Raw genomic sequence first — 14,729 nt, forward strand, 5'->3', positions numbered from 1 at the left:
AAACCGCCCGGATTGTTATCCGGGCGGCTTTTTTGTGTTTGCGGTCAGGCTGCTTTTCTGCGGCTCGGCAGTTGCGGCAGGAACACCGTGAGCAGGCCCAGAAGCGGCATGTAGGAGCAGATGCGGTAGACGAACTCGATGCCTTCGCGGTCTGCGAACACGCCGAGGACAGCGGCGCCGATGCCGCCGAAGCCGAAGGCAAAGCCGAAGAACATGCCTGCGATCAAGCCCACGCGTCCAGGCACCAACTCCTGCGCAAAGACGACGATGGCCGAAAACGCCGAGGAGAAGACGAAGCCGATCAGCACTACAAGAATGGCAGTCCATGTGAGGTTTGCGTAAGGCAGAAGCAGCGCGAACGGTATGACGCCAAGAATCGAGAACCAGATGACGACGCGCGAGCCGAATTTGTCACCGATGGGGCCACCGAAGAACACACCGGCAGCGGACGCGCCGAGGAACAGGAAGAGAAGCAATTGTGCGCTTTGGACCTCAAGACCGAATTTCTCAATCGTGTAGAAGGTGAAATAGCTGGACAGACTTGCCAGATAGGCGTTCTTGGTCGCGGTCAGGATGAGCAGAACGACAAGTGTCATCAACACCTTGTTTTTTGCCATCGGCAGCGCGCGGCTGACGGGTGGGCGACCCGCATTGCTGCGGCGGTGACGGCTGTACCAGACGCTGACCCAGGAGAGCACGGCAAATCCGGCAAGGGCGATCAGCGAAAACCAGCTAAGACTCTGCTGACCCATCGGCAAAACGACGAACGCAGCGAGAAGCGGCCCAATCGCCGTTCCCGTGTTGCCGCCGACCTGAAAGAAGGATTGTGCCAGACCATGGCGACCGCCCGATGCAACACGGGCGACACGCGACGCTTCCGGATGGAAGATGGCCGAGCCGATACCGATCAGGCATGCGCCAATCACCAGAACCGGAAAGCTATGTGCATAGGCAAGCGTGATCAAACCGGCGCAGGTGGATAGCATGGCGACCGGCAGCGAGAACGGCATGGGCCATTTGTCCGTGGCAATGCCGACGGCTGGTTGCAACAGCGACGCCGTGACCTGAAAAGCAAAGGTCAAAAAGCCGATCTGGACGAAATCCAGTGCGTAATTTGCCTTGAGAAGCGGATAAAGCGATGTCAGCAGCGACTGCATGATATCGTTGAGCATGTGGCAGAAGCTTGCAGCAGCGATGATCGAAAACGTCGTTTTTTCAGCGGAAAAGCTCGTGCTGGTCACACTCGCCATGGGTTTCTCTCCAGATCGTCGTCGTCAGACGGTATTTTGTTATGGAATACTAAGCGGGCCTTATAGGCGCATTGTTTGCGGCCTGCTTTTGTGCTGTGGTCTAGTTTTTACGCGAGTGGGCCAAAATGCCGCGCTATGATTTCGAAGAACTCGGCTTTCTGAGCGGTGACCAGCATGAGGAAATGCTGAGCTTCATCGATGGGAACAATGAATCGGTGCTGGCGCTTCGTCGTCTTTATCCCGAAGGTTTTCAGAGCCCTGTTCACTCGCACCGCAAGACACAGCTGTGGTTTGCCCGCAGTGGTGTGGTCATCGTTGGCACAGCGAAAGGACGTTGGATGATACCGCCTGGCCATGGCCTGATCATTCCAGCCGGACTGGAGCATTCCAGCGAAATGATCAGCCAGGTGGAGATGCATTCCGTATATGTCCACCCAGACGTCATCGCTACGGAGCGACCGCGCGTGGTGGAGGTGACCGTTCTTGCGGGCAATCTCATCGAAGAACTCGTTCGCGATGATTCCAGACGACAAAATACCAGACGCCGCGAACTGGTGATGGAGCTTCTGGTGGATGAAATCAGCGTCCTTCCTGAACAGCCGCTGGGACTTCCTTTTCCCGCCCATGCCAGCATTGCCGGGCTGTGTCGTCGCTTTTTGAACGCGCCCGCCGCCAATGCCAGCATCGATGACTGGGCGCAGACATTGGGCATGAGCCGTAGAAGCTTCACGCGCCTGTTTCGCGCGGAAACCGGTGTCAGTTTCGTGACGTGGCGGCAGCAGGCCTGCATTTTCGCCTCCCTGCCGCGGCTGGCGAGCGGCGAAACCGTGACGAATGTGGCGCTGGATGCCGGTTACGAAAATGTCTCCGCCTTCACCACCATGTTCCGGCGTATGTTGGGCAGTTCACCCAGCGCTTATCTCAAATCATCGGGCTTGAAGCGTTCGCGACCCGGTGTGGCGATGTGAGGGACCTATCAGGCCTGTTGCAAAAGCCAATCGATCAGCTTGCCCGCAGCGGCTTTCCTACCCTTGGAGCCCACCAGCCAATAGCCGCGATCGGGCGCTTCCAGCGTAGGGCCGACGCCGACCAGGGCGCCGCTTTGCACCAAGTCATCCACCAGTCCGGCCCAGCCCAGCGCCACGCCCTGATGGGTGATGGCTGACTGGACCACGAGGGAATAGGTGTTGAAACTGATGTCGCCTTTTTCTTCACCGAATTGTCTCTTGACGCCGATGCCTGCGAAATAACTCGGCCAATCATGCCATGTGGAGGCCCAGGAGCTTTCCAGATGGATGAGCTTGCTGGCGGAAAGCTGCTGCGGCACATCCTTTTCGGCCAGGTTGTCCAGAAACCCCGGCGCGCAGACGGGGCGGACTTTTTCCGGCAGAATCAGCGTCGCATCACTTCCCGCTTCGAGCTGCGTGCTGAAGATGACCAGCACATCATTGTCACCCGCAGTCTGACGGCGCGGGTTTTGCGACGCGGCAATCTGGATGTTGATATCAGGATGGCGCGCGCGAAAATCCTGCATGCGCGGAATGAGCCACAGCGACGAAAATGCGTAGTCGGTGTGTAGCCGAACTGTCGGCCTTTCATGGGCCTTGAAGTCGTCGGTTAAACGGTCGATCTCGCTGACCTGCTGGCTGACGAGATCGCACAGGCGACGCCCCTCCGGGGTCAGTTCCACGCCGCGATGCTGACGCGTGAGCAAGCGGGTGGCCAATTGCTCTTCCAGTCGTCGCATCTGGTAACTGACCGCTGGCTGGGTCAGGCCCAGCTCCTGCGCAGCCGCAGTCAGGCTGCCACGCTTGCCGATTTCCATCAGCACCCTCATCCATCCCAGATCGACCGGCCTGTCTGCCATAAAAAATCCTTTTATCAGATATCGAAAATGATCTGCTTCACGACAGAGATCAATCCGTTGTTCACTAAAATTCTCGAATAACCGGAGAACAGCAATGATCAGGAACTCTCGTATTGGGCAGATAGCGTCAGGCCTCCTTCTCATGGCTGCCTGTTTTGCTGGCAACGCGCAGGCCGCAGACGACGCGAGCTGCAAGACGATCCGCCTCAGCGATCCCGGCTGGACGGATATCACCGCCACCAATGGTGTGGCATCCGTTGTCCTGACTGCACTCGGCTATACGCCCGATGTGAAGACGCTTTCGGTGCCGATTGGCTATCAGGCGATGAAAAACCGCGAAATCGATGTGTTCCTCGGTAACTGGATGCCAGCACAGAAATCCTTCATCGATGATCTAACGGCGGCAAAGGCTGTGGACGTGATCGGCCAGAACCTTGAAGGTGCCAAATTCACCCTCGCCGTGCCCTCTTACATGGCGGAAAAGGGCATCAAAACGTTCGCCGATCTAGCAAAACATGGCGATGAATTCGACCACAAGATCTACGGCATTGAGCCGGGTGCGCCTGCAAACCAGAATATCCAGAAGATTATCGCCGACGAGAAATTCGGCCTGAAGGGCTGGGAGCTGGTCGAATCCGGCGAGCAAGCCATGCTTTCGCAGGTTGAGCGCGCTGGAAAATCCAAGAAGGGCGTCGTGTTCCTTGCCTGGGCACCGCACCCGATGAACGAGAAATTCTCAATCGAATATCTTTCCGGCGGTGACGATTATTTCGGCCCGAACTACGGCGGCGCCCAGGTTTACACCCTTGCCCGCACCGGCTGGACCGCGCAGTGCCCCAACGCTGCCACCCTGTTCAAGAATCTGAAGTTCGATGTCGGCATGGAAAACAAGCTGATGGGTGAGATTCTGGACGGCCAGACGGCACCCGATGCCGCATCCGCTTGGTTGAAAGCCAACCCGCAGGTTCTCGACACGTGGCTATCGGGTGTTACGACACTCGATGGCAAACCGGGCAGCGACGCGGTAAAGGCTGCTGTCGGTCTTTGATTTCAGGATAATATTGCATGGCGCGTCAGAATTTCCTCATCCTCATGGTCGATCAGTTGAACGGCACGTTCTTTCCTGATGGACCGGCGGATTTTCTTCATGCGCCACATCTCAAAGCCTTGGCGGAGCGCTCCACGCGCTTCGCTAACACCTATACGGCAAGTCCTCTATGCGCACCCGCGCGCGCGTCTTTCATGTCCGGGCAATTGCCCAGCCGAACCCGCGTCTATGACAATGCCGCCGAATTCGCCTCCGACATTCCGACCTATGCTCACCATCTGCGCTCCGCCGGGTACTACACCGGCCTCTCAGGAAAGATGCATTTCGTCGGTCCCGACCAGATGCATGGTTTCGAGGAGCGTTTGACGACGGACATCTATCCTGCGGATTTCGGCTGGACGCCTGACTACACCAAGCCGGGCGAGCGGATCGACTGGTGGTACCACAATCTCGGCTCCGTTACCGGCGCCGGTGTCGCTGAGATCACCAATCAGATGGAATATGATGACGAGGTCGCTTACCACGCGACCCGCAAACTCTACGATCTCTCGCGCGGGCTGGACGAACGCCCCTGGTGCCTGACCGTCAGCTTCACGCATCCGCATGATCCCTACGTCGCACGCAAGAGGTTCTGGGACCTTTACGACGATTGCCCGGCGCTGGACCCGAAGGTCGATGCGCTGCCCTTTGCGCAGCAGGATCAACATTCGCAGCGGCTGCTGGAAGCCTGCGATCACCGTGCGTTCGATATCAGTCGCGAGCAGGTGAGGCGAGCGCGGCAAGGGTATTTTGCGAATATTTCCTACATCGACGAGAAAATCGGCGAGCTTCTTGATGTGCTGAAACGCACGCGGATGGAGGACAACACCACCATCCTGTTTCTGTCCGATCACGGCGACATGCTGGGCGAGCGTGGCCTGTGGTTCAAGATGAATTTCTTCGAAGGCTCTTCCCGTGTTCCCTTGATGATCGCGGCACCCTCCATGGACGCAGGACGGATAGACACGCCTGTGTCCACCCTCGATGTCACGCCGACACTGTGCGCATTGGCAGGGCTGGATATGTCCGTCCTGAAACAATGGACCGACGGCGAGGACCTTTCCACCTTTGCCACCCGTGGCCCGGTGCCGATGGAATATGCCGCCGAAGGCTCAAGAGCGCCGCTCGTTGCCATCCGCGATGGCCGTTACAAGCTCACCATCTGCGAACAGGACCCACCGCTGCTGTTCGACATCGAGGCCGATCCGCACGAACTGAACAATCTGGCCGTCCAACCAGATTACGAGGCCACACTTGCTTCTCTGTTGGAGCAAGTCCGCAACCGCTGGGACTTGCCCGCATTCGACAGGTCCGTCCGCGAGAGTCAGGCCCGCCGCTGGGTCGTCTACAAGGCACTGCGCAACGGCGCCTATTATCCGTGGGATTACCAGCCATTGCAGAAAGCGTCCGAACGCTACATGCGAAATCACATGGACCTCAACGTCCTCGAAGAAAACCAGCGTTTTCCCCGTGGCGAATGAAGCACGGGCAATATTCGAAAAGGGCGTTGCCGAATTCGCTCCAATGGGGTATCCAAGCGCCGTGAAACAACTGAAATGTCCACGTAGCTCAGTAGGATAGAGCACAGGATTCCTGGTTGTAAATTGGGGGCTGCGCACCGAAAGGGTGCAGTCGATTTGCTCAAAGTCGGGGAACGCTTCGCTGAACTCTCAGCATGCCAATCCCGAGCCAAGCTTCGGAGAAATCCGTTGAAGGTGTAGAGACTGGATGGGCAACACCTAAAGGCCTCGGCCCACGGTGAAGGGACAGTCCAGACCACGAACGCGGAAGCGGCGGCGAAAGTCGAAGTGGTATGAATCCTGGGGTCGGAGGTTCGAATCCTCTCGTGGACGCCATTCCTAATGCTGACGGCGCTCCTGATGGAGGCGGTTGGTGATCACGCTGCTTTGGTTCTTCCTTTTTCGCGCATCTCACCATTGAATTCATTGCATATTTTCTATGACTTCCAAACCAAAGCGGGCATTCGGTTGCATTTGAATAGGGCACGTCTGGAAGCAAGTCAAAAAGAAACCCGCCGGAGCGGGTTTCAGAAGATGGCTATCTAGCCGATGTGGAGTGCGGCTCTACATGAAATGCACAATGTCTGATCTTTTGTAGAAGCGGGCGATTGACCATTCGGGTTCGAAGATCGGTGAGATTCCGGCTTGGTCGAGTTCTGCTTTGATCGCGGCCCTGTAGCTTTGGCGAGATTTCGCGATCTGCGTCAGTGAAACATAGCTCTCTTGAAATTCAAGCACCGATCGCCTCTCGATGAACGTTACTTTCCGTACTGTGTCACGGCGCAGGAGCCGTGGTCGGAGATAGCACCGCTTGATAAGTTCCGTGACTGTGCCGGTCGTCGTACCGAGTTGAGACATCACTTCCTTGAGCCTCATCAGTTCGTCGTCGCTTCCCGCTGTTGGACCGACCTCAACTCTGAGCGCATCGGCCTTTACTCTCGCCCGTTGAAGAATGGGCTCGCTCCCTGGGATGGCGCAGGCCTTTAGCTTCCCTTCGATTAGCATGCCGACAATCATCCTAAACGGACGCCCCCATAATCTGGCAGCCTCAGACAGTGAAATACCGTCATCGTTTCCATCGGTCACCGCAAGCTTTGTCTCAAGGTGATGGATCAACTCGACCACCGCTGATTTTGGAATGCGCGTGAAGTTACGTTCGCCGTCCGCACGTGTCTCCACTTGCTTTAGAACTCCGGCTTCCAGAAGGTCGGACACACGGTTCTCACGGATTCCCAACACCTCAGATACCTCCTTACTCGTCAGTGTTTCGCATGCGGCTTGTAATACGGGATGCAACGCAGCTGCATCGAAGTAGCTGCAGGAATCTGAGAGACCATCACGGAATTGGGGATCGTTTGCCTTTACCAGAGCCCTGATCCGATCGGGGGTAAGACCGTACTCGTCCTGAGCGGAGATCAAACAATGAAGGTATCGCTTTCGAACGGGTCTAAAGATCGTCTGCCCATCGCCAAACGGCATATTGCGCTCGATGACATCCTGTACCAGGTTTACGACATTCTCGTATGCGTCCTTTTCCTTGTTACGGCCCAACCACCTGTGCATGGGTCCAAGTACCGTTGTGCCGTGCTTCACCATGGGTCGCTTGCAGTCAATCACCTCTGCAAGGACACGGCGGATTTCCTCCTCTCCGCGCATGGACAAGGTATAGCCCCATTCCGCATGGTCACTCTCTTCGCGCATCCACTCCGCCACGCCGTGAAGCGCTACAAATTCTCCAATATAGCGGGATAACTCGGCGGCAACATGGACGTCGAGTTGGTCAAGAAAGCCGTCTCCGCCACTTCTGATCAGCCGGTCACGAAGATATCGGTCGAGCTGCGGTTGTCGGCTGTTGTCGCTCGGCAGGCACCCGCTGTTCCGAGAGTAGTTGAAGGCAAAGGCGCGCAGATCGACCGTGTCCTTGCTCCTGCTTTTAGCCAGGGAGCATGCCCCTTTAATCGCCGCGATGATCTCACCGAAGCAGCCGCTATTAGCCCAGCATAACCGCCCAAGGAAATCATCGGTGCGGAGCTCGTCAGGAAGCACCATGCCGAAATTGGCGTCGACGATATCCGGCCTTCCTCACTGAAAATTCCGCGCCTTCACCTTCAGCGTGTCAATGTGCAGGTCCGGTATGAAGATGTCCCTTGCTGGAACGGCAGGCTTCGGGTTGTCTCTGGGATCGGGACCACCACCCCCTCGCGAGAACTCGTCGCCGCGCCCGTGTTGCAATGGGAACGCCGTGTCGCGTTCGCCGAGGCTGCTGAGGTTACTGGAGAAATCGAATAGACGCTGGGCGACCAGGTGAACCACGTCGCCCTCCCGTTGTATCTTCCCGTTCACGCCCAGCATCGAAGCCGACAGGACGACCCGCCTTTGGCGTTCAAATAGCGATGGCCAGATGACGACGTTCACGACGCCCGTCTCGTCCTCGATCGTCGCGAACATCACCCCCTTGGCGCTTCCCGGTTTCTGACGGACTAGGACGATGCCCGCAGTCCAAAGCCATTTGCCGTCGTGCTGGACTGCCGCCTCTGCGCAGGTGACGATGTTCTTTCGCCTCAAGTCCTCTCGTAGGAAGCTCATGGGGTGATCCCGCAGCGTCAGTCCCGTGTGTCCGTAATCCTCTACGACCTGTCGGCCCTCAACCATGGGGACCAGCGAAACTTCGGGTTCGACCATTTCCGGGATCGTCTCGGCTTCGCGCTGGGCGGCTGCCGCGAACAGAGGTAGCGGATCGTTGCGCAGTGCCTTGAGCGCCCACAGGGCATCACGGCGCTCGAGCTTCATCGACGGCCTGAAGGCATCCGCTTCTGCAAGCTGGACCAAGGCTTCGGTCGGCACTCCCTGCCGCCGCCAGACATCGTCGGCGGAGACGAATGGCTGGTCGGCGCGGGCGACAGCGATGCGGGCCGCGTCGCGCATGGCCAGACTCTTCACCATTCGCATCCCGAGACGAACGGCGTGGCGCTCGGTGCCGGGGATGGCTTCCATCGTACAGTCCCAACGGCTTGCATTCAGACAGACAGGACGTACTTCAACACCGTGCGCGCGCGCATCCGCCACGATCTGCGCAGGCGCGTAGAAACCCATCGGTTGCGAGTTTAAGAGCGCGGCGCAGAACACGTCGGGGAAATGGCATTTGATATAGCATGAGGCGTAGGAGATAAGTGCGAACGAGGCGGCGTGGGATTCGGGAAACCCATAGGAGCCAAATCCTTCCAACTGGAAAAACGTTTTCTCGGCGAAGTCGGCCGTGTAGCCGTTGCGGACCATGCCGTCGACAAGCTTTGTCTTGAAGCGCGACACGCCGCCGGTGAATTTAAAGGTGGCCATGGATTTGCGAAGCTGGTCGGCCTCGCCAGCGGTAAACCCGGCGCATACCATTGCCACCCTCATAGCGCTTTCCTGGAAAAGCGGAACGCCAAGGGTCTTCCCCAGAACCGCCTCCAGCTCCGGGGTCGGGTAATCAACGGCCTCCCTCCCTTCGCGGCGACGCAAGTAGGGATGGACCATGTCGCCCTGGATAGGGCCGGGTCTCACGATCGCAACCTGGATGACAAGGTCATAAAAGGTTCCGGGCTTGAGCCTCGGCAACATGGACATCTGGGCTCGCGACTCCACTTGGAAGGTCCCCAGCGTGTCGGCCTTTCGGATCATGGCGTAGGTTGCGTTGTCTTCCTGCTTGATGTTCGCGAGTTCGATCGTGTCGTTCTTGTGTTCTTTGATCAAGGCGAACGCCTTCGACATGCAGGTCAGCATACCGAACTCGATCGAGAGAGGACGGTTCGGCGCTTCAAGGCATCGGCACCGATATCTCGCGTCCGCCGGGTCGTCGTAGGTGCCTGCGATCGGATGTGCGTTGGCGGGATGGACAGGTGCGAAGCCAGCCTAAAATCAAGGGATGCTCCGCGGAGCTTTTGATTTGCGAGGGCTGGCCGAATGCCTGCGCCGTCGCCAGCGAGACGTCCTCCTGCGACTTGGTCTTAACGCAGGTTTTCAGCTGCCGTTCTATTGCAGGCTTCCTCGTTACCAATCTCGGTTTTGCTGATTGGCTTAAAGGCGTCCTTATCGAAATCGAAGAATTCAACGACGCATGTTCTGGTCTCGTTGTTCAGCCACTGGGTAGCGACCAGGCGGCTATCGCGACGATAGTCCAGGCTCAGATACATATGCTCTTCCCCTCCACGGGGAAACGAAGCAGGACGACCTGTCTGGTTGTCTGCGAGAATGACAAACGAGCAGCCGGCACCGCAGCCGATCTGGATCAGGGTATAACGGCCTGCGAAATTCGGACCTTCACGCATTCCGTCGCGAATACGTGTTCTGAAGCTGTTAAATTCGCGATCACGGCCTCTGAAATCCGGCATCACGGTCTTTCCCGCAAACCGAGCGGGAACCGGAAAGCTCGCCGGGTTTGGCCTGGAGATGCTCGATTTTGCAGCGGCCACCGCTCCCTCTGGACGGTTCGAGGTCATCCCGCAGGCATGCCATTGCATTTGATACCCGTATTCGCCGTCGCGACCATAACACCAGCCGACGGTCTGTAACTTGGTTCCAATGGCTTCGCGTCGTTCGCAGGCCGCCATGGTCTGTGGCGAGTCTCCGCTACCACCACGGCACGATCCGTTTTCATCTTGCCATTGGGATATCAAACGGACCGGTCCTGAAACACCCTTGTCGGACTGGATGACCTTTCCGGTCTCGGAACGGATCGTCCCAGTGACCTGGTCCCACACAACAGTAAATTCCGCCGTCCCTGAAGACACTCGGTCTCCGACGTCGCGTTTCGCAAACCAGTCAACCACCCCCTCGACCTTACAGGTGTCGTGGCAAGTCACTTTTGTTGAACCCGACTTCACGCTGTAGGCCCGGATCGGCCACCGCGAGGCAAAGTCAAGTTTCTCACCCATGACGGTGGCTCGTGATGTCGCCTTGCCATAAAATTCCACGGTCTCGGCATATGCCTTTTCCATGAAAGCAAGTGCGTCTCTGTTTCCGCGTGACCACGCGTCGTGATAGTCGTTTACGAATGCAATGGCTCTCTGTTCAACGGTCGGCGAAGGTGTGTCGTCTTTTTCAGGGGTCGTCACCGCTACATTTGATTGCTCAGCGACAGTCGGCACCCGCTCGGTCATCCCTGTGAGAGTACCTTTGGTTACCCCGAAATTCTGCATTTCGCTGGCGGTGAGATAACGCATGTCGTCACTAGGAACGGATAGGCTCAACTGGAGCAATTTAGGGTCAACATCCATTTCCAACAGATACGTCATAATCTGGGCTGTAAGCGCTTGAACCGCCGCCACCGCTGTCCGGCCTTCAATCTCTGTGTCTGGGGAGAACGACGACTGGTGCACGCCGATCGCTCCTGGCTCAGCCTGTCGGATTGCACCTCCCACGAATGCCAATGCACAGGCGGATGCGCATTGGGACGATCTCAACTGTAAGGTGGACAGTCCAAGCGATCTGATCATCCGCCCGTAGGCCATCGCCTTAACGACGTTGCCACCGTCGCTATTGAAGGTGATTAACTTGGCCCCACTCGTCGCAACTTCGTTGGCAAGTAAGTCAGGGTTGTCAGTCGGGGTGAATTCGCCTTTGAGCAGGAGAATCGGAGACGAACTCTCTATCGGCACACGCTCGATGGTGACATCCGCATAGGCGGCTCTACACCAAAGCGCAGTCGATGCAGCAATCGCAAAAAACAATAGACGTTTATACACGATCACAGCCCCCTGATCCCTCGCGAGACGTATGCTATCGTGTCAATCTTCGAGTGCAATGGTCGAGTCGAGATATTCTTCCCATATGTACATACCGTTGAGGGTATCGCGGCACGACCTGGAATATGACTTAGTGGTATATGGCCCAATAGTTAGTTCCGCAAACAAGAACGAAAAGACCAAAGAATTATGGTGGAGGCAAAGAAAATTACTCTGTTGTCAGATTAATTTCACATCACCTCTAGCTGGCCTTCGCCATCCGGGTGCCCTGTTGAAGAAGCAGGTCCGCGGTGCGTGAGCAGTAAAAGTTCCATCATCGTCGTGCTTCTTGTGATGTCCGAGCGCTGCGCTATCCTTCGCGCGAAATAGCCGATACGGTACAACCGCTTTTAAGACGGTGATTCGAGGGAGTAGCCGTGACGATAATCGAAGACTTGATGAAAACGCCGGAACGAGAGAATGCCGGCAGCAAAGCCTACAACGCCTTTGATTATCAGACAGCGTGGGGGATATTATCCGCCTTCTGAAGTTGCACGCCACGGCCGACGACTACGCCCTTGCTTTTGAGTTTCATGATGACATCGCTGAACTCGATAGCGCGATTGCCCCCACCAATCTTCGATTTTACCAGGTCAAGACCTCCGAGAAAGCGACGTGGTCACTTGCGAAAATTAGTCAGCTGCGCGGGGGTGCGGTGGGCAGATCGTCCTATGCGGGCCGAATGTTCGACACTGTCGTCAAGTTCGGGGATGGTGTTGAAAAAGTCGTTTTCGTCACCAACCAAGCTCTGACTGACGCCCATCACGGCAATGAAGAAATATCCTTCGGTTCAGCAAAACCACAAAAACTCGAAAAATTCGTAGCTGCGCTTGCACAAGAGCAGGCGAATTTTACCGCCCAGAATCACCTTCCGCTATTCAGATTCCTGCAAAGTACGCTCAATATCTCGAATTTCGACGCGACCCTTGTTGGGGAGTTTACGCACTTTCTCGAAGGCGCAGTTGGCAGCGGGGAAGATGCCCGCACATTCTATCTGATGATGTCAGACGAGTGCCGACGCAAATCCCGCCGACTGTCCGATCTCGACGGGCTAGAAGAACTGCTCACGTCAAAATTCGTGACTAGAGCAGGCTTCGAGGCAAAGATCGAGTCTTTCAGACACAGGCGAGAACGGCGTCCAAATTTCAGCGCGGCGCAGCCTCACCTCCACCTCGGCTGGCGGGAGGAGATGGAACTTGAACGGGAATGGAGAAACTACGAAATGGCGAGACGCGAGCGTATTCACGTCTCCATGCTTCGTTTCGGCGACGAAGTGAAAAATATCGTTGAACCCATCGTCAATGCGGCCAATACTTTGATGGAGGGGGTCATTCAGGCGGCTTCCGCTGTCGGCCCGTTGGTTGAAATCCAATTCGGACCGCCGCGGCCAGCCTTTGTGCACGCCATCATACTATACGAGTTCATGCGATGATCAGCTCCGAAAAATTCCAACTTCTAATCCGAAATCTGAGAAAAAAGAACGATGAAAAGCTTGCGCTTCGAAAAGCTGGAATTACTGTCTCTCGTCGAGAACAAAGCCCGAGCGATCAAGTTTCACCCCAGAATAACAGTCATCAAGGGAGCAAATGACGTCGGCAAATCTTCGGTCATCAAGTCCCTGTATTGGGCTTTCGGTGCCGAGCCGAAATCGATCCACAAAGCGTGGCGAGACGCCAATGTCAAAGCCATGGTGTCATTCAATATCGATGGCACCCCGTACTCGATCCTCCGCAGTCGGGATACGTTCGGGATATTTGACGGAGACGGGAAGCTTCTTCTATCCACGGCAAGCGTGACAAAGGACTTGGCCCCGTTTATCGCAGACCTGATTGACTTCCGGCTAGTCCTCAATGGGCGTAGCGGACAGCCTGAGATGCCGCCTCCGGCGTACGCTTTCCTGCCATTCTACGTTAACCAGGAGGGTGGTTGGGAGCGTGCATTCAATTCGTTCGACTATCTCGGGCAATATCCGGACTTCAGGCAATCGATAATCGAGTACCACTCCGGTATACTCGGAAACGACTATTACGAGCTGGCTGCGGAAAAACGGAAGCTCGCGCTCGACCAAGACGAGATTTCCCGCGACCGCAAGGCGGTTGCAAAGGCGATCGAAAAACTCGGGATCGAGGTCACATTCACCGGGCTTGAGTTGAATGCGCCTGAGCATGAGCAATCGGTCGAGCAGATACTTGCCCACATGATGAAGATCAGGGCCGTCCGCCAGAGGCGCGCAGCGGAACTGGCTGATGTCCTCGACCAACGACAGTCGCTGGAAAGCCAAGTTAAAATCGCACGTCAGGCGATTTCTGAGCTCGAAAAAGACGCGACATATGCAGCGGCGCTCGACGCCGAAGAAGTTCTTTGTCCGACGTGCGGGACCTCGCATGAAAACGGTTTCGCAAACCGCTTCGGCATTCTCGATGATCGGGAAGCTTGTTTTGAGTTTCTGACATCGAGTAGGGAAAAGCTCCTGAAGCTCGCTGAAGTGGCGACCGTTGCCGCTCGCAGCGTACACGACGTAGACGCTTTTCTTGATCAACTGCAGACGCTGCTTGCGGAGCGCAAGAGTGACGTTTCGATCGGCGAAATCATCCAATCAGAAGGAAAACGAACAGCCCGCAGCATGCTTGATGAGCAGATTCGTGAACTAGATGAGCAGGTTGGAAGGCTTGTAGCGGAAATCTCGGCTATCGACATTGAGATGAAGGAACTCAAGAAACTTGCCCAGAAGGATGACATTGAAGGTTTTTTTGCTGAATTGATGTTGAAATACTTGGAGGAACTCGACGTCAAGAAAATCGATCACGCAGTGGCTTCGAAAATCGACGGGCGTGCCAAGGAATCGGGGAGCGACCTCCCTCGAGCAGTCCTAGCCTACGATCTAGCTTTTCTTCAAACAGTCCATAAGTACTCGAAAGCCTTTACCGCTCCGGCCATATTCGACAGTCCAAATCAACAGGACCAAGATGACGTCAACGTCGCGAAGATGATCAAGCTGATCTTTTCGGAACGTCCTGAGGATGGCCAAACAATTCTCGGGACCGTGTCCCTCCACGAGGTCGAGATAGAGGACGGAATGGTTATCGAGTTTGACGAAAAGCTGTCGGTCCTAAAGGAATCGTACTTCTCCGAAATTCAATCCCGCCTCCAGCCATTTCTAGCCCAGATGCAGGCGTGAGATGTAAAAAGGGTCGGGCGGGAACGTAGCTGGGGTCTCTCTCCCGTTTGACATCTTCTCTTTTA

The 14,729-nt window shown here is 56.2% G+C and carries 10 protein-coding genes and 1 pseudogene; 6 read left to right on the plus strand and 5 right to left on the minus strand.

Annotated elements, in window-relative coordinates:
- Positions 1-44: 44 nt before the first annotated feature.
- Positions 45-1,250 (minus strand): MFS transporter, encoded by a 1,206-nt coding sequence (locus tag QRN55_RS23120; RefSeq protein ID WP_233137642.1) that lies wholly within the window; start codon positions 1,248-1,250, stop codon positions 45-47.
- A gap of 125 nt (positions 1,251-1,375) precedes the next feature.
- Between QRN55_RS23120 and QRN55_RS23125 the strand changes: the two genes are divergently transcribed.
- Positions 1,376-2,218: an AraC family transcriptional regulator gene (locus QRN55_RS23125; protein ID WP_284778438.1), complete on the plus strand. Its 843-nt coding sequence runs from the start codon at positions 1,376-1,378 to the stop codon at positions 2,216-2,218.
- A gap of 8 nt (positions 2,219-2,226) precedes the next feature.
- Here QRN55_RS23125 and QRN55_RS23130 read toward each other — a convergent pair whose 3' ends face one another.
- Positions 2,227-3,117, minus strand: a complete 891-nt coding sequence (locus QRN55_RS23130; RefSeq protein WP_284778439.1) for a choline sulfate utilization transcriptional regulator — start codon at positions 3,115-3,117, stop codon at positions 2,227-2,229.
- Positions 3,118-3,211: 94 nt separating this feature from the next.
- On the opposite strand from QRN55_RS23130, the gene QRN55_RS23135 reads away from it, so the two are divergent.
- From QRN55_RS23135 to QRN55_RS23145, 3 genes are all read left to right on the plus strand, one after another.
- A complete protein-coding gene (locus QRN55_RS23135) occupies positions 3,212-4,165 on the plus strand; it encodes a choline ABC transporter substrate-binding protein (protein WP_284778440.1) in 954 nt (317 codons plus the stop codon).
- A gap of 17 nt (positions 4,166-4,182) precedes the next feature.
- Entirely contained in the window at positions 4,183-5,685 is a 1,503-nt protein-coding gene (gene betC, locus QRN55_RS23140) for a choline-sulfatase (protein ID WP_284778441.1), read from the plus strand.
- A gap of 381 nt (positions 5,686-6,066) precedes the next feature.
- Positions 6,067-6,270, plus strand: coding sequence for a hypothetical protein (locus QRN55_RS23145; protein WP_284778442.1), 204 nt, complete (start codon positions 6,067-6,069; stop codon positions 6,268-6,270).
- Between the two features lie 18 nt (positions 6,271-6,288).
- On the opposite strand, the gene QRN55_RS23150 is transcribed toward QRN55_RS23145, so the two are convergent.
- From QRN55_RS23150 to QRN55_RS23160, 3 genes and pseudogenes are all read right to left on the minus strand, one after another.
- Positions 6,289-7,773: a hypothetical protein gene (locus QRN55_RS23150; RefSeq protein ID WP_284778443.1), complete on the minus strand. Its 1,485-nt coding sequence runs from the start codon at positions 7,771-7,773 to the stop codon at positions 6,289-6,291.
- A gap of 33 nt (positions 7,774-7,806) precedes the next feature.
- Positions 7,807-9,498, minus strand: a pseudogene (locus QRN55_RS23155) (helix-hairpin-helix domain-containing protein); the annotation flags it as partial.
- 212 nt (positions 9,499-9,710) lie between these two features.
- Positions 9,711-11,447, minus strand: coding sequence for a COG3904 family protein (locus tag QRN55_RS23160; protein ID WP_284778444.1), 1,737 nt, complete (start codon positions 11,445-11,447; stop codon positions 9,711-9,713).
- A gap of 502 nt (positions 11,448-11,949) precedes the next feature.
- On the opposite strand from QRN55_RS23160, the gene QRN55_RS23165 reads away from it, so the two are divergent.
- Together QRN55_RS23165 and QRN55_RS23170 are read left to right on the plus strand one after the other, a co-directional pair.
- Entirely contained in the window at positions 11,950-12,918 is a 969-nt protein-coding gene (locus QRN55_RS23165) for a dsDNA nuclease domain-containing protein (RefSeq protein ID WP_284778445.1), read from the plus strand.
- Positions 12,919-12,969: 51 nt separating this feature from the next.
- Positions 12,970-14,664, plus strand: coding sequence for a coiled-coil domain-containing protein (locus tag QRN55_RS23170; protein ID WP_284778446.1), 1,695 nt, complete (start codon positions 12,970-12,972; stop codon positions 14,662-14,664).
- Positions 14,665-14,729: the final 65 nt, after the last annotated feature.

Source organism: Agrobacterium sp. lyk4-40-TYG-31 (genome assembly GCF_030209855.1).
Taxonomy (GTDB): Bacteria; Pseudomonadota; Alphaproteobacteria; order Rhizobiales; family Rhizobiaceae; genus Agrobacterium; species Agrobacterium vaccinii.